The sequence below is a fragment of the Streptomyces sp. RK9 genome (assembly GCF_045070545.1).
Lineage (GTDB): Bacteria > Actinomycetota > Actinomycetes > Streptomycetales > Streptomycetaceae > Streptomyces > Streptomyces alboflavus.
On the sequence record NZ_CP173703.1, the window covers coordinates 3,126,544 to 3,151,919 of the forward strand.

Consider the following 25,376-nt stretch of genomic DNA (forward strand, 5'->3'; position numbering starts at 1 on the left):
CCCATGAACGACACCCCCGTGATCGGCGTCCTGGCCCTCCAGGGCGACGTACGGGAGCACCTCGTCGCCCTGGCCACGGCGGACGCCGTGGCCAGGCCGGTGCGGCGCCCCGAAGAACTCGCCGAGGTGGACGGCCTGGTCATCCCCGGCGGCGAGTCCACCACCATCTCCAAGCTGGCAGCCCTCTTCGGCCTGCTCGAACCGCTTCGCGCGCGCGTGCGTGACGGCATGCCGGTCTACGGCACCTGCGCGGGCATGATCATGCTCGCCGACAAGATCCTCGACCCGCGTTCGGGGCAGGAGACGCTCGGCGGCATCGACATGATCGTGCGCCGCAACGCCTTCGGGCGGCAGAACGAGTCCTTCGAGGCGACCGTCGACATCAAGGGCGTCGCGGGGGACCCTGTGGAGGGCGTCTTCATCCGCGCCCCCTGGGTGGAGTCGGTCGGCGCCGACGTCGACGTGCTCGCCGAGCACGAGGGCCACATCGTCGCCGTACGCCAGGGAGACGCGCTCGCCACGTCCTTCCACCCCGAGCTGACGGGCGACCACAGGGTGCACGCCCTGTTCGTCGACATGGTGCGGGCGAAGCAGGCGCCGCGGTCCTTGTAGGATCTCTGGCGTTCGTACTGGTTGGTTACGCGAAGGAGACAGGCAGATGTCCGGCCACTCTAAATGGGCTACGACGAAGCACAAGAAGGCCGTGATCGACGCCAAGCGCGGCAAGCTCTTCGCGAAGATGATCAAGAACATCGAGGTCGCGGCCCGTACGGGCGGCGCCGACGTGTCCGGCAACCCGACCCTCTTCGACGCCATCCAGAAGGCCAAGAAGAGCTCGGTCCCGAACAAGAACATCGACTCCGCGGTCAAGCGCGGCGCCGGTCTCGAAGCCGGTGGCGCCGACTACGAGACGATCATGTACGAGGGCTACGGCCCGAACGGCGTCGCGGTGCTCATCGAGTGTCTGACCGACAACCGCAACCGCGCGGCCTCCGACGTGCGCGTGGCGATGACCCGCAACGGCGGCTCCATGGCCGACCCGGGCTCGGTGTCGTACCTCTTCAACCGCAAGGGCGTCGTGATCGTCCCCAAGGGCGAGCTGACCGAGGACGACGTCCTGACGGCCGTCCTGGACGCCGGTGCCGAAGAGGTCAACGACCTGGGTGAGTCCTTCGAGGTCCTCAGCGAGGCCACCGACCTGGTCGCGGTGCGCACCGCGCTCCAGGAGGCCGGCATCGACTACGACTCGGCCGACGCCAACTTCGTCCCGACCATGCAGGTCGAGCTGGACGAGGAGGGCGCCCGCAAGATCTTCAAGCTCATCGACGCCCTGGAGGACAGCGACGACGTGCAGAACGTCTTCGCCAACTTCGACGTCTCCGACGACGTCATGGCGAAGGTCGACGCCTGAGTCGCGCACCACGGCAACGGGCGAACGGGCCGACGGGACACACCCCGTCGGCCCGTCGCTTTGTCAGTGGCACCCGATAGCCTGCACAAACAGGCGATCGAAGAGGGGGATGGGAGTGCGGGTACTTGGCGTTGACCCGGGGCTGACCCGGTGCGGCGTGGGGGTGGTCGACGGGGTCGCGGGACGTCCCCTGACCATGCGCGGCGTCGGCGTCGTGCGCACCCCCGCGGACGCCGAGCTCGGCCACCGCCTCGTCGCCATCGAGCAGGGCATCGAGGAGTGGCTCGACCGGCATCAGCCCGAAGTCCTCGCCGTGGAGCGCGTGTTCAGCCAGCACAACGTCCGCACGGTCATGGGCACCGCCCAGGCCAGCGCCGTCGCCATGCTGTGCGCCGCACGCCGCGGCATCCCCGTCGCCCTGCACACCCCCAGCGAGGTCAAGGCCGCCGTCACCGGCAGCGGCCGCGCGGACAAGGCCCAGGTCGGCGCGATGGTGACCCGACTGCTCCGCCTGGACGCGCCGCCCAAGCCCGCCGACGCGGCCGACGCCCTCGCCCTCGCCATCTGCCACATCTGGCGCGCCCCCGCGCAGAACCGCCTCCAGCAGGCCGTGGCCCAAAGCCGCCTCCAGCAGGCCACCGCCCGGCACGCGCAGCAGCTCCAGCGGGCCCGCCCCGCCCAGCGGACACCGCAAGCCCAGCAAGCACCGAAAGGCCGTACGCCATGATCGCCTTCGTGAGCGGCCCGGTGGCCGCCCTCGCCCCGGACACCGCCGTGGTCGAAGTGGGGGGCGTCGGCATGGCCGTCCAGTGCACGCCGAACACCCTCTCCACGCTCCGCATCGGCCAGCAGGCCAAGCTCGCCACGTCCCTGGTCGTGCGCGAGGACTCCCTCACGCTCTACGGCTTCGCGGACGACGACGAGCGCCAGACCTTCGAGCTGCTCCAGACCGCGAGCGGCGTCGGCCCCCGGCTCGCGCAGGCGATGCTCGCCGTGCACAGCCCGGACGCCCTGCGCCGCGCGGTCTCCACGGGCGACGAGAAGTCCCTCACCGCCGTGCCCGGCATCGGCAAGAAGGGCGCCCAGAAGCTGCTCCTGGAGCTGAAGGACCGCCTCGGCGAGCCGCTCGGCACCGGCGGCCCCGCCATCGGCGCCCCCGTCACCCAGGGCTGGCGCGACCAGCTGCACGCCGCCCTGATCGGCCTCGGGTACGCGACGCGTGAGGCCGACGAGGCCGTCACCGCCGTCGCCCCGCAGGCGGAGGCCATGGAGTCGCCGCAGGTCGGCCGGCTCCTGAAGGCGGCGCTCCAGACCCTGAACCGCACCCGCTAGCCACCCCCGACAGCCCCCCGACAGCCACCCCCGATCCGCATCGCGAGGCACACCGCATGAACTGGGACGACACGACCGACGACGCTGCCGGGGCGGCCGAGCGTCTCGTCGGTGCGTCCGCCGACGGCGAGGACCAGGCCGTCGAGGCCGCCCTGCGCCCCAAGGACCTGGGCGAGTTCATCGGCCAGGAGAAGGTCAGGGAGCAGCTCGACCTGGTCCTGCGCGCCGCCCGCGCGCGCGGCGCCACCGCCGACCACGTGCTGCTCTCCGGCGCCCCCGGCCTCGGCAAGACCACGCTCTCGATGATCATCGCCGCCGAGATGGGCGCCCCGATCCGCATCACCAGCGGCCCGGCCATCCAGCACGCGGGCGACCTCGCGGCGATCCTGTCCTCCCTCCAGGAGGGCGAGGTCCTCTTCCTCGACGAGATCCACCGCATGTCGCGGCCCGCCGAGGAAATGCTGTACATGGCCATGGAGGACTTCCGCGTCGACGTGATCGTCGGCAAGGGCCCCGGCGCCACGGCCATCCCGCTCGAACTGCCGCCCTTCACGCTCGTCGGCGCCACCACGCGCGCGGGCCTGCTCCCGCCGCCCCTGCGCGACCGCTTCGGCTTCACGGCCCACATGGAGTTCTACGAACCCGCCGAGCTGGAGCGCGTGATCCACCGCTCCGCGAACCTGCTCGACGTGGCCATCGACACCGACGGCGCCGCCGAGATCGCCGGCCGCTCCCGCGGCACCCCCCGCATCGCCAACCGCCTGCTGCGCCGCGTCCGGGACTACGCCCAGGTCAAGGCCGACGGCGTGATCAACCGCGAGATCGCGGGCGCCGCCCTGAGTGTCTACGAGGTCGACGCCCGCGGCCTGGACCGCCTGGACCGCGCGGTCCTCGAAGCCCTCCTGAAGCTGTTCGGCGGCGGCCCCGTCGGCCTGTCCACCCTCGCCGTCGCCGTGGGGGAGGAGCGGGAGACCGTCGAGGAGGTGGCCGAGCCCTTCCTGGTCCGGGAGGGGCTGCTCGCCCGGACGCCCCGGGGCCGGGTGGGGACGCCCGCGGCATGGGCCCATCTGGGTCTCGTACCGCCCCGGCAGGGAGCGGGAACTGGACAACAGGACTTGTTCGGGTCGTGACCTGAAGAAGCGGCGGCGCGGAGAGTCGCACCATCCGGAACTGCGGTGCCATGCTGAGCGTTGTTCGTATGGTGCGGACTCGCTTAGACTCCGCCGATGCCGCCCTTGTGGGCGGCGCCGCCCACCCCCATCCATCAGGCCGCTCGAGAACGCGGTCGTGCGAAGGAAACTCCGTCCCGTGAATATCGTGACCCTCCTCCCCTTCATCGTGCTCATCGGGGCCATGTTCCTGATGACCCGGTCCGCCAAGCGGAAGCAGCAGGCGGCCGCCCAGATGCGCAACGACATGACGCCTGGCACCGGCATCCGCACGATCGGAGGCATGTACGCCACCGTCAAGGAGGTCCACGACGACGCGGTCCTCCTCGAGGTGGCCCCCGGCGTCCACGCGGTGTACGCGAAGAACTCCATCGGCGCCGTCCTCGACGACGACGAGTACAACCGCATCGTTCACGGCACCGAGGACGACCTGAAGTCCGACGACGCCCCCGTGGTGCCCGACGACGCCTCCTCCCTCACCGAGACCGACGAGGCCGCGGACGCTTCGGACGACTTGCGCATCGACCTCGGCAAGAAGGACACGGCCGACACGGTCGACGAGGCCCCCGAGGCCGCAGACGCAGAGCCGAAGAAGACCGACGGCGAGTCCGGCGCGAAGTAGTCACGGCCGGGGGCCCGCCGTGCGCCCGCTCGCGCATCGCGGCCCCCGCCCCAGGTGATTTCGCGCCGCGTCTCGACACAACTTCATGGCCGCCCGCCCGGGGCCTCTCCCGCTCAGGCCTCCGCTCAGCGCAGGTGACGGGGAGGCACCCCGCAGGCCGGACGGTTGGACAGGGAGAACGAGAAGGTGGCAGCACCCAAGAAGGGCCGTAGGCAGGCCGCCCAGGGGAAACCGGGCCGCACCCTGGTCCTGATCATGATCGCCCTGGTGGCGCTCACCGGAGGGATGTTCCTCTCCGGGCACACCACCCCCCGCCTGGGCATCGACCTCGCCGGGGGTACGAGCATCACGCTCGAGGCGAAGAACGAGCCGGGCCAGAAGAACGCGATCAACCAGACCAACCTGAACACGGCTGTTGACATCATCAACAACCGAGTCAACGGTCTGGGTGTCTCCGAAGCCGAGGTGCAGACCCAGGGCGACCGGAACATCATCGTCAACATCCCCAAGGGCACCAACGCCAAGCAGGCGCGGGAGCAGGTCGGCACGACCGCTCAGCTCTACTTCCGGCCTGTCCTCGCCCAGCAGCCCAGCACCGGCCCGGCCGAGAAGCCGAAGCCGAAGCCGTCGTCCTCCGACAAGGGCGACAAGGGCGACAACGGCACGGGCGGCGACAAGGGCGACAAGCCCAAGGAGAGCGAGAAGCCCGAGGACAAGGCGACCTCGCCGACCGGGACGCCGACGACCCAGGGCCGTTCCGTCACCGACGGCCTGAAGGACGAGCCCACCCCGTCCGGTACGCCCACGGGCGACGCCAAGGACGATGCCGACAAGGGCAAGGGCGTGAAGGCCCCGCCGCCGCCCGACCCCACCGCCGAGCTCCAGGAGCAGTTCACCAAGCTCGACTGCACCGACGAGAAGGCCCGCCTGAAGGTCAAGGAGGGCGTCAAGCCCACCGACCCGGTCGTGGCCTGCGGCAAGAGCGGCGACGGCAAGGGCTGGGACAAGTTCATCCTCGGACCCTCCGAGGTCAACGGCAAGGAGGTCGATGACGCGAAGGCCGTCTACGACACCCAGGGTGCCGCTGGCTGGAAGGTCACGATGAAGTTCACCGGCAAGGGCACGAAGCAGTTCGGTGACATCACGGGCAAGCTCGCCAGCAAGCAGCCGCCGCAGAACGAGTTCGGCATCGTGATGGACGGCGAGGTCGTCTCCGCGCCGTACGTGCGGCAGGCGCTGACCTCCGGTGAGGCCGAGATCTCCGGCAGCTTCACCCAGGACGAGGCCAAGGACCTGGCCAACATCCTGTCGTACGGCGCGCTCCCGCTGACCTTCAAGGAGCAGAGCGTCCAGACCGTCAGCGCGGCCCTCGGCGGCGAGCAGCTGCGCGCCGGCCTCATCGCCGGCGCCATCGGCCTCGCGCTCGTCATCATCTACCTGGTGGCGTACTACCGCGGCCTGGCCTTCATCGCCATCGCGTCCCTCGGCGTCTCCGCGGCGCTGACGTACACGATCATGACGCTGCTCGGCCCGACGATTAAGTTCGCGCTGAACCTGCCGGCGGTCTGTGGTGCCATCGTCGCCATCGGTATCACCGCCGACTCGTTCATCGTCTACTTCGAACGCATAAGGGACGAGATCCGCGAGGGCCGCACGCTGCGGCCCGCCGTCGAGCGCGCCTGGCCGCGGGCCCGGCGCACCATCCTGGTGTCCGACTTCGTGTCCTTCCTCGCCGCCGCGGTGCTCTTCGTCGTCACCGTGGGCAAGGTCCAGGGCTTCGCGTTCACGCTGGGTCTGACCACGCTGCTCGACGTCGTCGTGGTGTTCTTCTTCACCAAGCCACTGATGACGATCATGGCCCGCAAGAAGTTCTTCGCGGGCGGCGGCAAGTGGTCCGGGCTCGACCCGAAGCGTCTCGGTGCCAAGCCGCCGCTGCGCCGCTCGCGCGCCGCCGCGACCGCCGCCCCCGTCGACTCGACCCCGAAGGAGGCGTGAGATGTCGAAACTCGGAGATCTCGGCGCCAAGCTCTACCGCGGCGAGGTCGGCTATGACTTCGTCGGCAAGCGCAAGATCTGGTACGGCATCTCGATCCTGATCACCATCACGGCCATCGTCGGCCTGGCGGTGCGCGGCCTGAACATGGGCATCGAGTTCGAGGGCGGCGCCGTCTTCAACACGCCGAAGACCAGCGTGTCGGTCGCCAAGGCGGAAGAGGCCGCGGAAGAGGCCTCCGGCCACGACGCGCTCGTGCAGAAGCTCGGCAACGACACCCTGCGCATCCAGATCGCCGGCGTGGACACCGCCAAGTCCGACCAGATCAAGGTCGAGCTCGCCAAGGAGTTCGACATGAAGGCCGACGACATCAACGCGGACCTGGTGGGTCCGAGTTGGGGTGAACAGATCGCCAACAAGGCCTGGCAAGGCCTGGCGATCTTCATGATCCTGGTCGTGGTCTATCTGGCGATCGCCTTCGAGTGGCGCATGGCGCTCGCCGCCCTCATCGCGCTCATCCACGACATCACCATCACCGTGGGTGTGTACGCCCTCGTGGGCTTCGAGGTCACACCGGGCACGGTGATCGGTCTGCTGACCATCCTCGGCTATTCGCTGTACGACACGGTCGTGGTCTTCGACAGCCTCAAGGAACAGTCGAAGGACCTCGCCAAGCAGACCCGCTTCACCTACAGCGAGGTCGCCAACCGCTCGATCAACAGCACCCTGGTGCGCTCCATCAACACCACGGTGGTGGCGCTGCTTCCGGTCGCCGGTCTGCTGTTCATCGGCGGCGGCTTCCTCGGCGCGGGCATGCTGAACGACATCTCGCTGTCGCTGTTCGTCGGCCTCGCCGCGGGCGCGTACTCCTCGATCTTCATCGCGACCCCGCTGGTCGCCGATCTCAAGGAGACCGACCCGGCGATGAAGGCGCTCAAGAAGCGGGTGCTCGCCAAGCGCAGGGCGGCCGCCGCCAAGGGCGAGTCCGCCGAGACCCCGGTGTCCGCGGCCGAGAGCCCCGAGGACGCGGAGCCCGACGAGGACTCTGCCCCGGCCGTGGTCGGCCCGCGCTCGGGCCCCCGCGCGCAGCCCACCCGCAACCGCGGCCGCGGCCGCCCGTCGGGGAAGCGCCGATGACCGAGCTCGTCGACGTCAACGCGCTGCTCCTGAGCCGCATCCGTGACGTGCCGGACTACCCCGAGCCCGGCGTGCTGTTCAAGGACATCACGCCGCTGCTCGCGGACCCGGCCGCGTTCACCGCTCTGACCGGCGCCCTCGCCGACCTGAGCGTGCGGCACGGGGCCACCAAGGTCGTCGGCCTGGAGGCGCGTGGGTTCATCCTGGGCGCCCCCGTCGCGCTGAAGGCCGGGGTCGGCTTCATTCCCGTACGCAAGGCGGGCAAGCTCCCCGGAGCGACCCTCAGCCAGCGCTACGACCTGGAGTACGGCAGCGCCGAGATCGAGGTGCACGCCGAGGACCTCAAGCCCGACGACCGCGTCATGGTCATCGACGACGTCCTCGCCACCGGCGGCACCGCCGAGGCCTCGCTGCGGCTCATCCGCCGTGCCGGGGCCGAGGTGGCCGGTGTGGCGGTCCTGATGGAGCTGGGCTTCCTGAACGGCCGCGAGCGGCTGAATCCCGCTCTGGACGGCGCGCCCCTGGAGGCCCTGCTCACGGTCTGAGGACCCGGGAGAGGGCCCCAGAGGCCCGGAAGGGAGTGCCCGGCCGCGGCGGCCGGCGCGAGGCACTCCGGCAGCACCCCAGCGACACCAGAGGCGGGCCCGGTGGAATCCGGCGCCCGCCTCTGGTGTTTCTCCAGTACAGAGCCGTCTCACCGGCCGAGGGCGAGCCGTCGGCCCAGGATCGATACCATGGGCACTTCGGGACCTCACCGGGGGACCCGATCGCGCACAGGGAGCGCTCTTGCCAGACGAGTCCCAGCCACTTGCCGCCGCCAAGTCCGCCCAGCAGGCCGAGCGGGCCGCGGCGCCCGCTGTCGCGCCCGCGAAGAAGGCACCGAGCGCGCCCGGCGGGACGTCCGCACAGGGCGAGCAGGGTGCTCCGCGACCGGCCGAGACGCGGTCGGGCGAGCAGACCCGCCCCAAGCCGCCGGCCGAGCCGCAGCCCGCCCCACCGGTGCCCGCCGCCCCGCCGGTCCGTCCGCCCTCGGGTCGGACCCCCGCCCCGAGCAAGCCCCCCGTCAGCGGCAAGACCGAGCGCTCCGGCTCCTCCAACCGCGTGCGCGCCCGCCTCGCCCGCCTCGGCGTCCAGCGCTCCAACCCGTACAACCCGGTCCTCGAGCCCCTGCTCCGCATAGTGCGGAGCAACGACCCGAAGATCGAGACCGCGACGCTCCGCCAGATCGAGCGCGCCTACCAGGTCGCCGAGCGCTGGCACCGCGGCCAGAAGCGCAAGAGCGGCGACCCGTACATCACGCACCCGCTCGCCGTCACCACCATCCTCGCCGAGCTCGGCATGGACCCCGCGACCCTGATGGCGGGCCTCCTGCACGACACCGTCGAGGACACCGAGTACGGCCTCGACACCCTGCGCCGGGACTTCGGCGACCAGGTCGCCCTGCTCGTCGACGGCGTCACCAAGCTCGACAAGGTCAAGTTCGGCGAGGCCGCGCAGGCCGAGACCGTGCGCAAGATGGTCGTCGCCATGGCCAAGGACCCCCGCGTCCTGGTCATCAAGCTCGCCGACCGCCTGCACAACATGCGCACCATGCGCTATCTCAAGCGCGAGAAGCAGGAGAAGAAGGCCCGCGAGACGCTGGAGATCTACGCTCCGCTCGCGCACCGCCTGGGCATGAACACCATCAAATGGGAGCTGGAGGACCTCGCCTTCGCGATCCTCTACCCCAAGATGTACGACGAGATCGTGCGTCTGGTGGCCGAGCGCGCCCCCAAGCGCGACGAGTACCTGGCCATAGTGACCGACGAGGTCCAGGCCGACCTGCGCGCCGCCCGCATCAAGGCCACCGTCACCGGGCGGCCCAAGCACTACTACAGCGTCTACCAGAAGATGATCGTCCGCGGCCGTGACTTCGCGGAGATCTACGACCTGGTCGGCATCCGCGTCCTCGTGGACACCGTCCGCGACTGCTACGCGGCGCTCGGCACCGTCCACGCGCGATGGAACCCGGTCCCCGGCCGGTTCAAGGACTACATCGCGATGCCGAAGTTCAACATGTACCAGTCGCTGCACACGACGGTCATCGGCCCCAACGGCAAGCCCGTCGAGCTGCAGATCCGCACGTTCGACATGCACCGCCGCGCCGAGTACGGCATCGCCGCGCACTGGAAGTACAAGCAGGAGGCCGTCGCCGGCGCCTCCAAGGTGCGCACCGACGTGCCGAAGAAGACCGGCAAGGACGACCACCTCAACGACATGGCGTGGCTGCGCCAGCTCCTGGACTGGCAGAAGGAGACCGAGGACCCCAGCGAGTTCCTGGAGTCCCTGCGCTTCGACCTGTCGCGCAACGAGGTCTTCGTCTTCACGCCGAAGGGCGACGTCATCGCGCTGCCCGCGGGCGCGACCCCGGTCGACTTCTCCTACGCGGTGCACACCGAGGTCGGCCACCGCACCATAGGCGCCCGGGTCAACGGCCGGCTCGTGCCGCTCGAATCGACCCTGGACAACGGCGACCTGGTCGAGGTCTTCACGTCCAAGGCCGCGGGCGCGGGCCCGTCCCGCGACTGGCTCGGCTTCGTCAAGTCCCCGCGGGCCCGCAACAAGATCCGCGCCTGGTTCTCCAAGGAGCGCCGCGAGGAGGCCATCGAGCAGGGCAAGGACGCCATCGCGCGCGCCATGCGCAAGCAGAACCTGCCGATCCAGCGCATCCTCACCGGCGACTCCCTGGTCACCCTCGCGCACGAGATGCGCTACCCCGACATCTCCTCGCTGTACGCGGCGATCGGCGAGGGCCACGTCACCGCGCAGAGCGTCGTGCAGAAGCTCGTCCAGGCGCTCGGCGGCGAGGAGGCCGCCAACGAGGACATCGCCGAGAGCGCGCCGCCCTCGCGCAGCCGGTCCAAGCGCCGCTCCAACGCCGACCCCGGAGTCGTCGTCAAGGGCGTCGACGACGTGTGGGTCAAGCTGGCCCGCTGCTGCACGCCGGTGCCGGGCGACCCCATCATCGGCTTCGTCACGCGCGGCAGTGGCGTATCGGTTCACCGCAGCGACTGCGTGAACGTGGACTCGCTGTCCCGGGAGCCGGAGCGCATCCTCGAGGTCGAGTGGGCGCCCACGCAGTCGTCGGTCTTCCTGGTGGCCATCCAGGTGGAGGCCCTGGACCGCTCCCGACTGCTCTCCGACGTCACGCGCATCCTCTCGGACCAGCACGTCAACATCCTGTCCGCGGCCGTGCAGACCTCCCGCGACCGCGTCGCCACCTCCCGCTTCACCTTCGAGATGGGCGACCCCAAGCACCTGGGGCACGTCCTGAAGGCCGTCAGGGGAGTGGAGGGCGTCTACGACGTGTACCGGGTGACGTCGGCGCGCAGGCCGTAGGCCCTGATGCGAAGCGGCCCCGGTACATCCGTACCGGGGCCGCTTCGTGTGATGGCACATCAGCCATCAATTGAGGAACCACAGCGGCGAGCCACCAGCTCCGCGAGAGCGGCGGCGGTTCAGCCGCAAAGAGGGGCTTCAGCCGCCGAACTCGTGCAGGCCCTTGAGCGCCTGGTCGAGCAGCGCCTGACGGCCGTCGAGCTCCTTCTGGAGCTTGTCGGCCTTGGCGGTGTTGCCCGCCGTGCGTGCCGCCTCGATCTGGCCCTGGAGCTTGTCCACGGCGGCCTGGAGCTGACCGGTCAGACCCTCGGCGCGCGCACGCGCCTCCGGGTTCGTCCGGCGCCACTCGGCCTCCTCGGACTCCTGCAGCGCCCGCTCGACCGCGTGCATCCGGCCCTCGACCTTCGGCCGGGCGTCGCGCGGTACGTGGCCGATGGCCTCCCAGCGCTCGTTGATGGACCGGAACGCCGCACGGGCCGTCTTCAGGTCCGTCACCGGGACGAGCTTCTCGGCCTCGTCCGCGAGCTCCTCCTTGAGCTTGAGGTTCTCGCCCTGCTCGGCGTCGCGCTCCGCGAAGACCGCGCTGCGCGCCGCGAAGAACACGTCCTGGGCGCCGCGGAAGCGGTTCCACAGGTCGTCCTCGTGCTCGCGCTGGGCGCGGCCCGCCGCCTTCCAGTCGGACATCAGCTCGCGGTAGCGCGCGGCCGTCGGGCCCCAGTCCGTGGAGCCCGAAAGGGACTCGGCCTCCGCGACCAGCTTCTCCTTGGCCTTGCGGGCGTCCTCGCGCTGCGCGTCCAGGGACGCGAAGTGGGCCTTGCGGCGCTTGGAGAACGCCGAGCGGGCGTGCGAGAAGCGGTGCCACAGCTCGTCGTCGGACTTGCGGTCGAGGCGGGGCAGCCCCTTCCAGGTGTCCACCAGGGCCCGCAGGCGCTCACCGGCCGCACGCCACTGCTCGCTCTGGGCCAGTTCCTCGGCCTCCGCGACCAGCGCCTCCTTGGAGTGCCGTGCCTCGTCCGACTGCTTGGCCTTCTGGGCCTTGCGCTCCTCACGGCGCGCCTCGACGGTCTCGACCAGCTTGTCGAGCCGCTTGCCGAGCGCGTCCAGGTCGCCGACGGCGTGCGCCTCGTCGACCTGCTGGCGCAGGTGGTCGATGGCGGTCGTCGCGTCCTTGGCCGACAGGTCGGTCGTCTTCACCCGGCGCTCGAGAAGTCCGATCTCGACGACCAGACCGTCGTACTTGCGCTCGAAATAGGCCAGGGCCTCCTCAGGAGAACCTGCCTGCCACGATCCGACCACTCGCTCGCCGCCGTCGGCCGTACGCACGTACACGGTCCCCGTCTCGTCGACGCGGCCCCACGGGTCGCTGCTCACAGCGCCTCCTCCACATGATGCCTGCACAAGGCCACGGGCCCCCGGCATCGTCCACAGTTTCGTCACCGCCAACATAGGCGACCGGCGGGGCGGCTGTCCGCATCCAGCGCGAGCGAAATTCGCCCGCCGGTGGTCAGGATTTACGTACGGTGGCCTTGTCGATGATGACCGTCGCGTTCGGCGCGCCGTCTCCCTGGCCGCTGCTCTCACCGGCCGCGGCGATCTTCTTGAGGACCTTCATGCCGGCGTCGGAGACCGTCCCGAACGGTGTGTAGTCGGGCGGCAACTGGCTGTCCTGGTAGACGAGGAAGAACTGGCTGCCGCCGGTGTCGCGGCCCTTCTTCGTGTCCGGCTTGTACTTGTTCGCCATGGCGACCGTGCCCGCCGGGTACACCCCGCCCTTGAGCCGCTTGTCCTTCAGATTCTCGTCCGGAATGGTGTAGCCGGGATCGCCCTCGCCGGTGCCCTTGGGGTCGCCGCACTGCAGGACGTTGACGTTGCCCGCGGTGAGGCGGTGGCACCTCGTGTGGTCCAAGTACCCCTTGTCGGCCAGGAACTTGAACGAGTTCACGGTGTGCGGGGCCTTTGCCGCGTCCATGTCGATGCCTATGTCGCCGCACGTCGTGGCGAGCTTCATCTCGTACGACGCCGACTTGTCGACCGTGAGCGCCGGCTCCTTCTTGAAGGACAGCGGCTTGATCTTGCCCGGCGCGGCCTTGCCGCAGGGGTCCTCGGGCTTGCTGGGCGTCGGCGTCGGGGCCGCGTCGTCCTTCGTCGAGCCACCGTCGTCGAAGGCGCCCGCCGCGTACGACACCGCGCCGCCCGCCACCACCAAGGCGACCGCACCGGCGATCACCGCGTTGCGCATCCGCCGCCGACGTCGCGCGGCCTCCCGCCGCTGCTGCTGCCGCAAGAACTTCTCCCGCGCGAGCTGCTTGCGCCGCTGTTCCTGGCTGACCACCGGGTGCACTCCTTGTACGTCTCGGTCGGCGCGTCCGTCGTACGTCGCCTGGGTCGTCGTCGCGCGGCGTGACCGGCCGCGTGTGCCCCGTACCGTATATGGGTTAGCTGTGGAATCGGCAGCGCCGGTAGGCTCTGAACTGCCGCAATCTCCGCTGCCACCTCCGCCGGACGACGAAACGAAGGACGATCGTGCTCATTGCCGGGTTTCCCGCCGGGGCCTGGGGGACCAACTGCTACCTGGTCGCCCCCGCCGCGGGCGAGGAATGCGTGATCATCGACCCGGGGCACCAGGCCACCGAAGGAGTCGAGGAAGCGCTCCGGAAGCATCGGCTCAAGCCCGTCGCCGTCATCCTCACCCATGGCCACATCGACCATGTGGCGTCGGTCGTCCCGGTCTGCGGCGCGCACGACGTGCCCGCCTGGATCCACCCCGACGACCGGTACATGATGAGCGACCCGGAGAAGGCCATCGGCCGCTCCTTCGGCGCGCAGCTGCTCGGCGAGCTCACCGTGGGGGAGCCCTCCGACCTCAGGGAGCTGGCCGACGGCGAGCAGCTGAAGCTCGCCGGGCTCGACTTCTCCGTCGCGCACGCGCCGGGGCATACGAAGGGGTCGGTGACCTTCCGGCTGCCCGAGTCCGCCGAGGTCCCCTCGGTGTTCTTCTCGGGCGACCTGCTGTTCGCCGGCTCCATCGGACGCACCGACCTGCCCGGCGGATCGCACGCCGACATACTCGAGTCGCTGGCACGCGTGTGCCTGCCGCTCGACGACTCGACCGTGGTCCTGCCCGGCCACAACGAGCACACGACCATCGGCCGTGAGCGCGCCACCAACCCGTATCTGCGCCAGGTGGCCGCCGGCCTGGGAGCCGACGCTCCCCGACGAGGAATGTGACGAGAGAAAACCCGTGAGTACCTTCCAGGCCCCCAAGGGCACGTACGACCTGCTGCCGCCGGACTCCGCGACCTACCTCGCCGTCCGCGAGGCCATCGCCGAGCCGCTGCGCAACTCCGGGTACGGCTATGTGGAGACGCCCGGCTTCGAGAACGTCGAGCTGTTCGCGCGCGGTGTCGGCGAGTCGACCGACATCGTCACCAAGGAGATGTACGCCTTCGAGACCAAGGGGGGCGACAAGCTCGCGCTGCGCCCCGAAGGCACCGCATCCGTGCTGCGCGCCGCCCTCGAGGGCAACCTGCACAAGGCGGGCAACCTTCCCGTCAAGCTCTGGTACTCGGGCTCGTACTACCGCTACGAGCGCCCGCAGAAGGGCCGCTACCGCCACTTCTCCCAGGTCGGCGCCGAGGCCATCGGCGCGGAGGACCCGGCGCTCGACGCCGAGCTGATCATCCTGGCCGACCAGGCCTACCGCTCGCTCGGCCTGAAGGAGTTCCGCATCCTGCTGAACTCCCTCGGCGACAAGGAGTGCCGCCCCGTCTACCGCGCCGCCCTGCAGGAGTTCCTGCGCGGCCTCGACCTGGACGAGGAGACCCGTCGACGTATCGACATCAACCCGCTCCGCGTCCTGGACGACAAGCGCGCCGACGTGCAGAAGCAGCTCGTGGGCGCGCCGATGCTCGCCGACTACCTGTGCGACGCCTGCAAGGCGTACCACGAGCAGGTGCGGGAGCTCCTGACCGCGGCGGGCGTCGGCTACGAGGACGACCCGAAGCTGGTCCGCGGGCTCGACTACTACACGCGCACCACCTTCGAGTTCGTCCACGACGGCCTCGGCTCGCAGTCCGCGGTCGGCGGCGGCGGGCGCTACGACGGCCTGTCCGAGATGATCGGCGGCCCCGCGCTGCCGTCCGTGGGCTGGGCGCTCGGCGTGGACCGCACGGTGCTCGCCCTGGAGGCCGAGGGCATCACGCTCGACCTGCCCGCGGCCACCACCGTGTTCGCTGTGCCGCTCGGCGAGGAGGCGCGCCGCGTGCTCTTCGCCAAGGTGACGGAGCTGCGCCGGGCCGGGGTCGCCGCCGACTTCTCGTACGGCGGGAAGGGGCTCAAGGGCGCCATGAAGAACGCCAACCGCTCGGGCGCCCGCTTCACCGTCGTCGCCGGTGAGCGTGATCTCGCCGAGGGCGTCGTGCAGCTCAAGGACATGGAGTCCGGTGAGCAGGAGGCGGTCGCGGTGGACGAGGTCGTGGCCGTGGTGAAGAGCAAGCTGGTCTGATGCTCTGGGTGGGCCCCGGGTGCGGATGCGCGCCCGGGGCCCAGCCATGTCCCGGGGCGCGCGGGCTGAGGCTTTCCGGTCAGCCCTCCGGGCCTGGTCGGCGTCCGGGTCAGCCCTCCAGGAGTCCGTGCCGCATCGCGCTCGTCACCGCCGCCGTCCTGTCGGTCACCTCCAACTTGCCGAAGACGCGCAGCAGATGCGTCTTCACCGTCGACTCGCCGATGTGCAGCCGACGGCCGATCTCGGCGTTGGTGCAACCCTCCGCGACGAGCCGCAGGACGGCCGTCTCACGTTCCGAAAGACGCGGCCGCTCCGGCCTGGCACGCAACTGGTCCACGAGCCGGGCCGCCACGGACGGGGCGAGGACGGTCTCGCCGCGGGCCGCCGCCCGTACCGCGTCGGCGAGTTCACCGCGGGCCAGGTCCTTGAGGAGATAGCCCGCCGCGCCCGCCTCGACGGCACGCAGGATGTCCCGGTCGGTCTCGTACGTGGTCAGCACGATGATCCGGCACGGAAGGCCCGCCTCCGTCATCCGTACGATCGCGTCCGCGCCGTCGCCGCCGGGCATCCGCAGGTCCATCAGGACGATGTCGGGGCGCAGTCGGGCGGCGAGCGCCTCGGCCTGCGGTCCGTTGGCCGCCTCGGCGACGACGTCCAGGTCGGGCTCGGCGCTGAGCATGGCGCGCAGGCCTTCGCGGACGACGGGGTGGTCGTCGGCGAGCAGGACACGGATCACGGCGCGGTCCTTTCCGAGGGTGCTGCGGGGGTGGGGGCGGGCGCGGCGGTGGGGTGCGGCGGTTCGGGGGCGGCAGGTGTGCCGTCGGGCTCGGGGAGCGGCAGCCGGACCGTGACCGTCGTGCCCCCGCCAGGAGCGCTGACCACCTCGGCCGTGCCGCTGACCTCGGCGGCCCGCGTGCGCAGCCCGCGCAGCCCGAAGCCTTCGTGGGGGGCGCCGGTGTCGAAGCCGCACCCGGAGTCGGTGACCGCCAGCGTGAGTTCGCCCGGCCGGTAGCCGAGGGCGACCCGCACCTCGGCGTCGGCGCCCGCGTGCTTCGCCGCGTTGGCCAGCGCCTCCTGGCAGGAGCGCAGGGCGACGACCTCCAGGCCCGGAGGCAGCGGCCGGGCGGTGCCGGTGACCGTGACGGCGGCGCCGTGGCGGGCGGCGACCCGGCGCAGGGCGTCCGGGAGGGAGCCGCCGCGCAGGTCGTCCGGAGCGCGCCCGGCCACGAGGGACCGGGCCTCCGCGAGGTTCTGCCGGGCCGTGGCCTGCATCAGTTCCAGATGGCGACGGGCCGCCGCCACGTCGTGGTCCAGCTCCGCGTCGACGGCCTGGACCAGCATCAGGAGGCTGGTGAACCCCTGGGCGAGGGTGTCGTGGATCTCGCGGGACATGCGTTCGCGCTCGGCGAGGGCGCCGCGCTCGGCGGAGAGACGGGCCACCTCCCCGCGGCTCGCCTCCAACTCCGCGATGAGGTCGGCGCGCTCCTGGCTCTGGGCGATGATGCGGATGATCCAGGTGCCGACCGCCGTGCCGAACACCAGGGACACCACGGCGCCCACCGAGTTGAGGAAGACGTCCTGCGGGTCCGGTCGCCACAGCAGCGCCCAGCCCGCCACCGGCACGACGTTGATCACGGCGAGGGTGACCAGGGCGCGACGGATCCGCAGCGCGATGAAGCACTGCGGAACCAGGGCGAACGTCAGCAGCCGGGTCTCGGTGATGAGGGCGCCGGACGCCACGAACAGGGCCGTGGCGACGGTGAGATACCGCACCGCCCTGCGCTGGTCGGCGCCCTCCGTGAGCAGCACCGCGCGGCCGCTGACCACGTACCAGGCGAGGAGCAGGACGACCAGTGCGGCCGCCGCCGCGCGGGCGGCGCCGCCGGGTTCCTCGACGCTGAACGTCAGGACCAGCGTGCCGACCCACACGACGGCGAAGTAGCAGTCCCAGAGCAGGAAGCCGCGGTCCCACTGGTCGCCGTCCCGGGGACCGGGCTCCGCGCTCACCCGTCCCGGCGGCTCTTCCAACGAAAGGTCAACAGACACAGCGCCAATCCTCCGACGCACCAGGCCGTGAGCACCAGCGCGATGCGCCCGTACTCCCAACTTCCCGCCTGCTCAAGGACCTGGGCCGACTCCGGCAGGAACACTCCGCGGAAGCCCTGGCACATCCACTTGAGCGGGAACAGGGCGCCGAGCGTGAGCATCCAGTCCGGGACCGTGTCGATGGCTATATAGACACCGGAGATGAACTGCAGCACCAGGAACGGCAGGACGACCACGGACGAGGCACTGCGGCCGGACCGCGGGACGCTGCTGACGGCGACACCGAGCAGCGCGCAGCCCGTCAGGCCGAGCACGAAGATCCAGGCGAAGGTGAACCACTTCTCCGGGGACGTCGGCAGGTCCAGGTCGAACAGCGCCGCGCCGACGACGAGCAGCAGCAGGGTCTCCAGGAGGCCGGTGATCAGGACGAGCCAGACCTTCCCGAGGAAGTACGAGACCGGTGGCATCGGGGTGCCGCGCAGGCGTCGCAGCACCTGCTCGTCACGCTCCATCGCGATGGCGATGCCGAGCGACTGGAAGCTGACGGACATGATGCCCGCGCCGATCATCGCGGCGACGTACAACTGTGACGCCGTGATGCCCGCGCCCTGCACGTCGTCCTTGAAGATGGACGCGAACAGGAAGAGCAGCACCACCGGGAACGCGAACGTGAACACGCCCTGCTCGCGCTGGCGGAAGAACTGCTTCAGCTCCAGCGTGCCCTGGTGCAGCCCCAGCCACCAGGCGCCGGGAAGCCGCTCGGCACCGGACGCGGCCCGGGTGCGCCCAGGGAGACGCGGGGTCCGCGGAGTCCCGGGTGTGCCGTGCGAGGTCGTCGTGGTCATCGCTCGTCCTCCTCGGACTTCGGCCCGTCTTCCTGTCCGGTCAGGCGCAGATACACGTCCTCCAGGCTGGGGCGGCTGACGCGCAGGCCGGGGATCTCGCCGTCGAAGCGGCTCATCAGCTCGGCGACGGTCCGGGTCGGGGTGGTGGTGCGCAGGTCGCGGGGGCCGCTGTCGGGCTCGGTCCACTCGACGACGGCCTCGCTGCCGTACTCCCTGCGCAGGGCCGCGGGGTCGCCCTCGGCCACGACCCGGCCCCGGGCGATCACCGCGAGGCGGTCGGCGAGGGCCTCGGCCTCCTGGAGGTAGTGCGTGGTGAGGACGACGGTGGTGCCCTCGTCGGCCAGGGCCCGGATGACGTCCCAGAACTGGCGGCGGGCGGCCGGGTCGAAGCCCGTCGTCGGCTCGTCGAGCAGCAGCAGGCTCGGGTCGCCGATGATGCCGAGCGCCACGTCGAGTCGGCGGCGCTGCCCACCGGAGAGCGCCTTGATGCGGCTGTCCGCCTTCTCCCGGAGGCCGACCAGATCCAGCACGTCCTGTGGTCGGCGCGGTCGTGGGTAGTACCGCGCGAAGTGGCTCACCGTCTCGCGCACCGTCAGTTCGGCGGGCGCCGACTCGTCCTGCCAGACGATGCCGACGCGGGCCCGCCAGGCGCGGCCCGCCGTCGCCGGGTCGGCGCCCAGGACGGACACCTCGCCCCCGTCGCGCGTGCGGTGGCCCTGGAGGATCTCGACGGTCGTGGACTTGCCCGCGCCGTTCGGCCCGAGGATGCCGAACACCTCGCCGTGCGTCACCGTCAGATCGATGCCGTCCACGGCCGTCACGGGGCCGTACCTCTTGCGCAGCCCACGGACGTCGACGGCCAGTTGATGCGTTGTCATGACATCGAGCCTCCCGCCGCGGCGAACACGGCGGGACCCCCATACGTATCTGCTTGTGTCCACCGATCGGTGGACACACAGCTACGTACGGCACAATGTCCCTGCCCGCAGGCCACCACGAGCGACGGAACGGCGTGATGAGTAAACCCACCTCGGTGAAGCAGCCAGTGAAGGACGGCGCCGCGGCCGGCCAGGACCACGAGGACGCGCCGGGAGCCGTCGGTGGCAGCAGGGCGCTCGCGCTGCTCCTGGTGATCACCGGAGCCGCCGGGCTGCTCGCCTCCTGGGTCATCACGCTCGACAAGTTCGAGCTCCTGAAGGACCCGAACTTCCAGCCGGGCTGCAGCATCAACCCGGTCGTGGCCTGCGGCAGCATCATGAAGAGCGACCAGGCCGAGGCGTTCGGCTTCCCGAACCCGATGCTGGGCCTCGCCGCGTACGCCGTCGTCATCGGTGTCGGCATGAGCCTGCTCGGCCGCGCCCGCTTCCCGCGCTGGTACTGGCTCACCTTCAACGCGGGCACGCTCTTCGGCGTCGGCTTCTGCACCTGGCTGCAGTTCCAGTCGCTGTACCGCATCAACGCGCTGTGCCTGTGGTGCTGCCTGGCCTGGGTCGCCACGATCGTGATGTTCTGGTACGTCACGTCCTTCAACGTCCGCCACGGCTTCCTGCCCGCGCCGGGCTGGCTGAAGTCCTTCTTCGAGGACTTCTCCTGGGCCCTGCCGGTCGTGCACGTCGGGATCATCGCGATGCTGATCCTCACGCGCTGGGGCTCCGACCTCTGGATCTGAGGCTGGATCCGAGGCGGCCGGGGCCGGTTGTCAGTGGGGTGACATAGGGTTTTCGACGTGGAGCCCGACCTGTTCACCGCCGCAGCCGAAGACCGCCAGGAGAAGGACCCGTCCAGCAGTCCCCTGGCCGTCCGGATGCGCCCGCGCACCCTTGACGAAGTCGTCGGACAGCAGCATCTGCTCCGGCCCGGATCGCCGCTGCGCAGACTCGTCGAGGGCAGTGGCGGCCCGGCCGGACCGTCGTCGGTGTTCCTCTGGGGCCCGCCCGGCATCGGCAAGACGACCCTGGCGTACGTGGTCTCCAAGGCGACGAACAAGCGCTTCGTGGAGCTGTCCGCGATCACCGCGGGCGTCAAGGAGGTCCGTGCGGTCATCGACGGCGCCCGCCGCGCGATGGGCGGCCACGGCAAGGAGACCGTCCTCTTCCTCGACGAGATCCACCGCTTCAGCAAGGCCCAGCAGGACTCCCTGCTGCCCGCCGTCGAGAACCGCTGGGTGACGCTGATCGCCGCGACGACGGAGAACCCGTACTTCTCCGTGATCTCCCCGCTCCTGTCCCGCTCCCTGCTGCTCACCCTCGAGCCGCTCACGGACGACGACCTGCGCGGACTCCTGAAGCGGGCCCTCACCGACGAGCGCGGCCTCGGCGGCGCCGTCACCCTGCCCGATGACGCCGAGGAGCACCTCCTGCGGATCGCGGGCGGCGACGCCCGGCGTGCGCTCACCGCCCTCGAAGCGGGCGCGGGCTCGGCCCTCTCCAAGGGCGAGAAGGAGATCACGCTCCAGTCGCTCGAGGAGTCCGTCGACCGGGCCGCGGTCAAGTACGACCGCGCCGGAGACCAGCACTACGACGTCGCGAGCGCGCTGATCAAGTCCATCCGCGGCTCGGACGTGGACGCGGCCCTGCACTATCTGGCCCGCATGATCGAGGCGGGCGAGGACCCCCGCTTCATCGCCCGCCGGCTGATGATCTCGGCCAGCGAGGACATCGGCCTCGCCGACCCGACGGCCCTGCCCACCGCCGTCGCCGCCGCCCAGGCCGTCGCCATGATCGGCTTCCCGGAGGCGGCCCTCACCCTCAGCCACGCCACCATCGCCCTCGCCCTGGCCCCGAAGTCGAACGCCGCGACGACGGCCATAGGCGCCGCCCTCGAAGACGTCCGCAAGGGCCACGCGGGCCCCGTCCCGCCACACCTGCGCGACGGCCACTACAAGGGCGCGGCCAAGCTGGGGCACGCCCAGGGCTATGTCTATCCGCACGACCTGCCCGAGGGCATCGCCGCCCAGGAGTACGCCCCGGAGGCCCTGCGCGACCGCGAGTACTACACCCCCACCCGGCACGGCGCCGAGGCACGGTACGCCGACGCCGTGGAGTGGACCAGGAAGCACCTCGGCCGCAAGCGGCCCTGACAGCCCTGCGCCGCGACCTGTGTCGCAAGCGGTCCCGACCGCCCTGTAGAATCCCTCGAAGTGCTGCGTCCCGTGTCCGGTCTCGTACCGGCACCACCAGAACGGGACATCCAGCCGGAGCCCCCGCCCTAGGGCAGGGAAGTTCCAGGAGCGTCGCGCACCGTCGAAGGTGTCGCGGGCAGCCCACCACCCTCCCGGATCCCGGGACACGGTCGGTGGGCCACTCGCGTGCTGCACATAGTGCCCAGACCAGGGAACGGCTGCCAGGTGAGTCCGACCGACCGGACCCATCGGGTTTCCCAGGCTGCGGATGCGACCTCCCCTAACCCTGGTGAAGCCGATTCCGTACAGAAAACAGAGGTGTTTGGTTCATGCCGAACCAGTCCCGCCCCAAGGTCAAGAAGTCGCGTGCCCTCGGCATCGCGCTGACCCCGAAGGCCGTCAAGTACTTCGAGGCCCGCCCCTACCCGCCGGGCGAGCACGGCCGTGGCCGCAAGCAGAACTCGGACTACAAGGTCCGTCTGCTCGAGAAGCAGCGGCTGCGCGCGCAGTACGACGTGTCCGAGCGTCAGCTCGTCCGCGCCTACGAGCGTGCCGCGAAGACCCAGGGCAAGACCGGTGAGGCCCTGGTCATCGAGCTGGAGCGTCGTCTCGACGCCCTGGTTCTGCGTTCGGGCATCGCCCGCACCATCTACCAGGCCCGCCAGATGGTCGTCCACGGCCACATCGAGGTCAACGGCCAGAAGGTCGACAAGCCGTCCTTCCGCGTGAAGCCGGACGACGTCGTCATGGTCCGTGAGCGCAGCCGCCAGAAGCCGCTGTTCGAGGTCGCGCGCGAGGGTGGCTTCGCCGCCGACGGCGAGACCCCGCGCTACCTCCAGGTGAACCTGAAGGCCCTGGCCTTCCGCCTGGACCGCGAGCCGAACCGCAAGGAGATCCCCGTGATCTGCGACGAGCAGCTCGTCGTCGAGTACTACGCCCGCTGACCCGGACGTAGCCTCACCTGCTTCAGCCCGCCGTCTCCCCGCCCCGCGTGGTCGGGGAGACGGCGGGTTCGCGCGTTTCCGGGGCCCCCGGCGGGCCCGGCGCCTCACCACGGCCCGGGTGGCACGTCCCGGGCGTCTCCACGCGGCGGCGCAGCGCCCGCGAGACCGCCACATCGGGGCTCAGCTCGGCGCCCGCCCGCACACACGCCTCGTACCGCTCGTCGCCGAGCCGCTCCCGGGCCTGCGTCTCGCACAGGACGTGCGGCCCGCCGAAGTGCTCCGAGCCGAACAGCGGCAGCCCCACCGACGGCCAGATCCGCGCCGCGGCACCCTGAAGCACCGCCGCCTCCGCCGCGTCGCCCTCCGCGACCGTGAAGAGTGCGAGCAGCTCGACGGCGAGCACCGTGCCCAGCAGGTCGTGGAAGGCGTGGTCCAGGTCGAGGCACCGGGTCACCAGGTCCCGCGCCTGCCCGTGCTCGCCGTGCGTCCAGGCCGCGTAGCCGAGGACGTACAGGGCGTACGCGAGCGCCCAGCGCTCCCCGTGGTCCTCGCAGACCTGGCGCGCGTCCTCGCACAGCTCCACCGCGTCCCCGAGCGCCCCCTGGAAGGCCAGCGCCATCGCCAGCTCGACCTGGCCCATCAGGACGTTGCTGTTCAGCTCCCCGATCCGCCGGTACTGCTCGAGCGCCGTGCGCAGCAGCTGCTCCGCGCGCGGCATGTCGTCCGTGACAAGGGCCAGACAGCCCATGCGGTGCACCGCGTACGCCGCCGCGACGTCGCTGCCCGTGCGCTCCGCCGTGTCCTTGCACTCCTGGAGCGCGCACAGCGCGGGCACCGTGTCGCCCTGGAGGATCGCCACGTACCCGAGCACCCACAGCGCCTTCAGCCGCGACTCCTCGTGCGCGCCCTCCAGCTCGACGGCCCGCTCCAGCCAGTGCCTGCCCTCCGCGAGGCGCCCGCAGCCCACCCAGCAGAACCACAGCGTGCCCGCCAGGTACTGGCCGAGGTGCGTCTCGTCCGGCTCGGTCAGACAGAACTCCAGGGCGGTGCGCAGATTGGGCAGCTCGCACTCGACGAGCGTGGCCACCTCCTGCTGCCGGGGCGAGAACCAGTCCAGCTCGCACCAGGTGGCGAGCCCCATGTACCAGTCGCGGTGCCTGCGCCGCATCCGTGCCGCGTCGCCCGCCGCCTCCAGCCACTCCGAGCCGTACGCCCGGACCGTGTCGAGCATCCGGTAGCGCACCCCCGTCGGGCTCTCCTCGCGGGAGACCACCGACTGCGCGAGCAGCTCGTCGAGCACGTCGAGGACGTCGTCCGCGTGCAGCCCGGCACCGCTGCACACGTACTCGACCGACTCCAGGTCGAACGGCCCGGAGAAGACGGAGAGCCGCGCCCACAGCAGCCGCTCCCGCGCCGTGCACAGCTCATGGCTCCAGCCGATCGCCGTCCGCAGCGTCTGATGGCGCGGCGGCACATCGCGGCGCGTACCGGCGAGCAGCCGGAACCGGTCGTCGAGACGGGCCAGGAGCTGCCCCGGGGACAGCACCCGCAGCCGCCCCGCCGCCAGCTCCAGGGCGAGCGGGATGCCGTCGAGGCGGCGGCACAGCTCCCGCACGTCCGCGAGGTCGCGCCCCTCGGGCGCGAAGCCCGGCAGGCAGGCCGCCGCCCGGTCGGTGAACAGCGCGGCCGCGTCCGACTCCGGCATCGGCGCGAGCGGAAGGACCCGCTCACCGGCCGTGCCGAGCGGCCTGCGGCCCGCCGCGAGCACCCGCAGACCCGGGCAGCGCAGCAGCAGGTCCCGCACCAGCGACGCCGTCGCGTCCACCAGGTGCTCGAACCCGTCCACGACGAGAAGCAGTTCACGCCCCGCGAGCCGGTCGAGCAGCACCTGCCGCGGCGAGCGGCTCGTGTGGTCCGTCAGCTCCAGGGCACCGGCCACGGCGTGCTCCACGAGGTACGGGTCGCGCACCCCCGCCAGCTCCACCAGCCAGGCCCCGTCCCGCGGCCCGACCGCCGCCGCCACCCGCGCCGCGAGCCGTGACTTGCCCACGCCGCCGACGCCCGTCACGGTCACCAGACGGGCCGAGGCCAAGGCCGCGGGCAGCGTCGCCAGTTCGGCGGTGCGCCCGACGAAGGCGGTCAGCTCGGCCGGGAGGTTGCCCGCGACGGGCGGGCAGCCGTGGGAGCGTGCGGAGTCGTTCCGACGGTCGTCGGGGCGCTGAGAGCGTCGCATGGGGTACGGAGCGTACTCAGGCGTAAGCATTCCGTACAATCAGTTCGCCCGAGCTTGCGTGTCCTGCCGCGCTCAAGTACCGCGTGCGGTAATGCGGTACGGAGCCGGGGCCCCGGCGCGATAGGGTCGGAGGACGACTTTTCGACGTTCGACGACCTCGGGATCCCCAGCGGATCCGAGGCGATGTCTCAGGGAGCGGTGAGCGGTGTCCGGTGGCGAGGTGGCCGGGATCCTGGTGGCCGTCTTCTGGGCGATTCTGGTGTCCTTCCTGGCCGTGGCGCTGGCGAGGCTCGCGCAGACGCTCAGGGCGACCACCAAGCTCGTCGCGGACGTGACCGAGCAGGCGGTGCCGCTGCTCGCCGACGCCTCGACGGCCGTGCGCTCGGCGCAGACCCAGATCGACCGCGTGGACGCCATCGCCACGGATGTCCAGGAAGTCACGTCGAACGCGTCGGCGCTGTCCACGACCGTGGCCTCCACCTTCGGCGGCCCCCTGGTCAAGGTGGCGGCGTTCGGCTACGGAGTGCGCCAGGCCCTCAGTCGTAAGGAAGTGCCCGCCAAGCCGTCACGTCGTACGGTGATCGTGGGCCGCACCCTCCCGTCCGCACGGCGGGGCAAGCGGAAGAAGGACTGACGCAGCG

23 protein-coding genes are annotated in these 25,376 nt (G+C 71.0%); 16 read left to right on the forward strand and 7 right to left on the reverse strand.

What is annotated here, in order from left to right:
- Nucleotides 1-3: 3 nt before the first annotated feature.
- From pdxT to AB6L24_RS12830, 10 genes are all read left to right on the forward strand, one after another.
- Nucleotides 4-612, forward strand: coding sequence for a pyridoxal 5'-phosphate synthase glutaminase subunit PdxT (pdxT, locus tag AB6L24_RS12785; RefSeq protein WP_030360510.1), 609 nt, complete (start codon nucleotides 4-6; stop codon nucleotides 610-612).
- Between the two features lie 46 nt (nucleotides 613-658).
- Nucleotides 659-1,411, forward strand: coding sequence for a YebC/PmpR family DNA-binding transcriptional regulator (locus AB6L24_RS12790; protein WP_030360509.1), 753 nt, complete (start codon nucleotides 659-661; stop codon nucleotides 1,409-1,411).
- 115 nt (nucleotides 1,412-1,526) lie between these two features.
- Nucleotides 1,527-2,138 carry a crossover junction endodeoxyribonuclease RuvC gene (gene ruvC / locus AB6L24_RS12795; protein WP_405655168.1) on the forward strand — a complete coding sequence of 204 codons (612 nt, stop codon included), beginning with the start codon at nucleotides 1,527-1,529 and terminating at the stop codon, nucleotides 2,136-2,138.
- Nucleotides 2,135-2,743, forward strand: a complete 609-nt coding sequence (gene ruvA / locus AB6L24_RS12800) for a Holliday junction branch migration protein RuvA (RefSeq protein ID WP_405655169.1) — start codon at nucleotides 2,135-2,137, stop codon at nucleotides 2,741-2,743. Before ruvC ends, ruvA begins: the two co-directional genes overlap by 4 nt.
- Before the next feature lie 56 nt (nucleotides 2,744-2,799).
- The gene (gene ruvB / locus AB6L24_RS12805; RefSeq protein ID WP_030360506.1) at nucleotides 2,800-3,873 is read left to right on the forward strand and encodes a Holliday junction branch migration DNA helicase RuvB; all 1,074 of its coding nucleotides are present in this window, start codon (nucleotides 2,800-2,802) and stop codon (nucleotides 3,871-3,873) included.
- Between the two features lie 178 nt (nucleotides 3,874-4,051).
- Complete coding sequence (gene yajC / locus AB6L24_RS12810) at nucleotides 4,052-4,534, forward strand: preprotein translocase subunit YajC (RefSeq protein WP_405655170.1); 483 nt, start codon at nucleotides 4,052-4,054, stop codon at nucleotides 4,532-4,534.
- A gap of 186 nt (nucleotides 4,535-4,720) precedes the next feature.
- A complete protein-coding gene (gene secD, locus AB6L24_RS12815; RefSeq protein WP_405655171.1) occupies nucleotides 4,721-6,529 on the forward strand; it encodes a protein translocase subunit SecD in 1,809 nt (602 codons plus the stop codon).
- A gap of 1 nt (nucleotide 6,530) precedes the next feature.
- Nucleotides 6,531-7,664 carry a protein translocase subunit SecF gene (secF, locus tag AB6L24_RS12820; RefSeq protein ID WP_405655172.1) on the forward strand — a complete coding sequence of 378 codons (1,134 nt, stop codon included), beginning with the start codon at nucleotides 6,531-6,533 and terminating at the stop codon, nucleotides 7,662-7,664.
- A complete protein-coding gene (locus tag AB6L24_RS12825) occupies nucleotides 7,661-8,209 on the forward strand; it encodes an adenine phosphoribosyltransferase (RefSeq protein WP_380852991.1) in 549 nt (182 codons plus the stop codon). Before secF ends, AB6L24_RS12825 begins: the two co-directional genes overlap by 4 nt.
- Before the next feature lie 241 nt (nucleotides 8,210-8,450).
- Nucleotides 8,451-11,042, forward strand: a complete 2,592-nt coding sequence (locus AB6L24_RS12830; protein WP_405655173.1) for a RelA/SpoT family protein — start codon at nucleotides 8,451-8,453, stop codon at nucleotides 11,040-11,042.
- A 138-nt stretch (nucleotides 11,043-11,180) separates the two neighbouring features.
- Here AB6L24_RS12830 and AB6L24_RS12835 read toward each other — a convergent pair whose 3' ends face one another.
- Together AB6L24_RS12835 and AB6L24_RS12840 are read right to left on the reverse strand one after the other, a co-directional pair.
- A complete protein-coding gene (locus AB6L24_RS12835) occupies nucleotides 11,181-12,413 on the reverse strand; it encodes a DUF349 domain-containing protein (RefSeq protein ID WP_405655174.1) in 1,233 nt (410 codons plus the stop codon).
- 133 nt (nucleotides 12,414-12,546) lie between these two features.
- Complete coding sequence (locus AB6L24_RS12840; protein ID WP_405655175.1) at nucleotides 12,547-13,374, reverse strand: peptidylprolyl isomerase; 828 nt, start codon at nucleotides 13,372-13,374, stop codon at nucleotides 12,547-12,549.
- 191 nt (nucleotides 13,375-13,565) lie between these two features.
- On the opposite strand from AB6L24_RS12840, the gene AB6L24_RS12845 reads away from it, so the two are divergent.
- Both AB6L24_RS12845 and hisS read left to right on the forward strand, forming a co-directional pair.
- A complete protein-coding gene (locus AB6L24_RS12845) occupies nucleotides 13,566-14,270 on the forward strand; it encodes an MBL fold metallo-hydrolase (RefSeq protein WP_405655176.1) in 705 nt (234 codons plus the stop codon).
- A gap of 13 nt (nucleotides 14,271-14,283) precedes the next feature.
- A complete protein-coding gene (gene hisS, locus AB6L24_RS12850; RefSeq protein ID WP_405655178.1) occupies nucleotides 14,284-15,546 on the forward strand; it encodes a histidine--tRNA ligase in 1,263 nt (420 codons plus the stop codon).
- A gap of 109 nt (nucleotides 15,547-15,655) precedes the next feature.
- Here the strand turns inward: hisS and AB6L24_RS12855 are convergent, their stop codons facing one another.
- The 4 genes from AB6L24_RS12855 to AB6L24_RS12870 are packed head-to-tail and all read right to left on the reverse strand — an operon-like array spanning nucleotide 15,656 to nucleotide 19,315.
- Nucleotides 15,656-16,282 carry a response regulator gene (locus AB6L24_RS12855; protein WP_380853001.1) on the reverse strand — a complete coding sequence of 209 codons (627 nt, stop codon included), beginning with the start codon at nucleotides 16,280-16,282 and terminating at the stop codon, nucleotides 15,656-15,658.
- Nucleotides 16,279-17,592: a sensor histidine kinase gene (locus AB6L24_RS12860; RefSeq protein WP_405655181.1), complete on the reverse strand. Its 1,314-nt coding sequence runs from the start codon at nucleotides 17,590-17,592 to the stop codon at nucleotides 16,279-16,281. Before AB6L24_RS12860 ends, AB6L24_RS12855 begins: the two co-directional genes overlap by 4 nt.
- The gene (locus AB6L24_RS12865) at nucleotides 17,550-18,437 is read right to left on the reverse strand and encodes an ABC transporter permease (protein ID WP_405655183.1); all 888 of its coding nucleotides are present in this window, start codon (nucleotides 18,435-18,437) and stop codon (nucleotides 17,550-17,552) included. The genes AB6L24_RS12860 and AB6L24_RS12865 overlap by 43 nt, the downstream gene beginning before the upstream one ends.
- The gene (locus AB6L24_RS12870) at nucleotides 18,434-19,315 is read right to left on the reverse strand and encodes an ABC transporter ATP-binding protein (protein ID WP_405655184.1); all 882 of its coding nucleotides are present in this window, start codon (nucleotides 19,313-19,315) and stop codon (nucleotides 18,434-18,436) included. Before AB6L24_RS12870 ends, AB6L24_RS12865 begins: the two co-directional genes overlap by 4 nt.
- Before the next feature lie 137 nt (nucleotides 19,316-19,452).
- Here AB6L24_RS12870 and AB6L24_RS12875 point away from each other — a divergent pair, with 137 nt between their 5' ends.
- From AB6L24_RS12875 to rpsD, 3 genes are all read left to right on the forward strand, one after another.
- The gene (locus AB6L24_RS12875; protein WP_405655186.1) at nucleotides 19,453-20,106 is read left to right on the forward strand and encodes a vitamin K epoxide reductase family protein; all 654 of its coding nucleotides are present in this window, start codon (nucleotides 19,453-19,455) and stop codon (nucleotides 20,104-20,106) included.
- Nucleotides 20,107-20,163: 57 nt separating this feature from the next.
- A complete protein-coding gene (locus tag AB6L24_RS12880; protein ID WP_380853011.1) occupies nucleotides 20,164-21,516 on the forward strand; it encodes a replication-associated recombination protein A in 1,353 nt (450 codons plus the stop codon).
- 371 nt (nucleotides 21,517-21,887) lie between these two features.
- The gene (gene rpsD, locus AB6L24_RS12885; protein WP_030360491.1) at nucleotides 21,888-22,502 is read left to right on the forward strand and encodes a 30S ribosomal protein S4; all 615 of its coding nucleotides are present in this window, start codon (nucleotides 21,888-21,890) and stop codon (nucleotides 22,500-22,502) included.
- Nucleotides 22,503-22,524: 22 nt separating this feature from the next.
- Here the strand turns inward: rpsD and AB6L24_RS12890 are convergent, their stop codons facing one another.
- Nucleotides 22,525-24,735, reverse strand: a complete 2,211-nt coding sequence (locus tag AB6L24_RS12890; RefSeq protein WP_405655188.1) for an ATP-binding protein — start codon at nucleotides 24,733-24,735, stop codon at nucleotides 22,525-22,527.
- A gap of 205 nt (nucleotides 24,736-24,940) precedes the next feature.
- On the opposite strand from AB6L24_RS12890, the gene AB6L24_RS12895 reads away from it, so the two are divergent.
- Nucleotides 24,941-25,369 carry a DUF948 domain-containing protein gene (locus AB6L24_RS12895; protein ID WP_380853015.1) on the forward strand — a complete coding sequence of 143 codons (429 nt, stop codon included), beginning with the start codon at nucleotides 24,941-24,943 and terminating at the stop codon, nucleotides 25,367-25,369.
- Nucleotides 25,370-25,376 lie beyond the last annotated feature (7 nt).

Bases quoted from the DNA above. Each gene is read 5' to 3' on its own strand.
- AB6L24_RS12790 (WP_030360509.1), top strand. From the start codon at position 659: ATGTCCGGCCACTCTAAATGGGCTACGACGAAGCACAAGAAGGCCGTG.
- AB6L24_RS12890 (WP_405655188.1), bottom strand. From the start codon at position 24,735: ATGCGACGCTCTCAGCGCCCCGACGACCGTCGGAACGACTCCGCACGC.
- AB6L24_RS12825 (WP_380852991.1), top strand. From the start codon at position 7,661: ATGACCGAGCTCGTCGACGTCAACGCGCTGCTCCTGAGCCGCATCCGT.
- AB6L24_RS12865 (WP_405655183.1), bottom strand. From the start codon at position 18,437: ATGACCACGACGACCTCGCACGGCACACCCGGGACTCCGCGGACCCCG.
- AB6L24_RS12875 (WP_405655186.1), top strand. From the start codon at position 19,453: ATGAGTAAACCCACCTCGGTGAAGCAGCCAGTGAAGGACGGCGCCGCG.
- ruvB (WP_030360506.1), top strand. From the start codon at position 2,800: ATGAACTGGGACGACACGACCGACGACGCTGCCGGGGCGGCCGAGCGT.
- rpsD (WP_030360491.1), top strand. From the start codon at position 21,888: ATGCCGAACCAGTCCCGCCCCAAGGTCAAGAAGTCGCGTGCCCTCGGC.
- ruvA (WP_405655169.1), top strand. From the start codon at position 2,135: ATGATCGCCTTCGTGAGCGGCCCGGTGGCCGCCCTCGCCCCGGACACC.
- AB6L24_RS12870 (WP_405655184.1), bottom strand. From the start codon at position 19,315: ATGACAACGCATCAACTGGCCGTCGACGTCCGTGGGCTGCGCAAGAGG.
- pdxT (WP_030360510.1), top strand. From the start codon at position 4: ATGAACGACACCCCCGTGATCGGCGTCCTGGCCCTCCAGGGCGACGTA.
- secF (WP_405655172.1), top strand. From the start codon at position 6,531: ATGTCGAAACTCGGAGATCTCGGCGCCAAGCTCTACCGCGGCGAGGTC.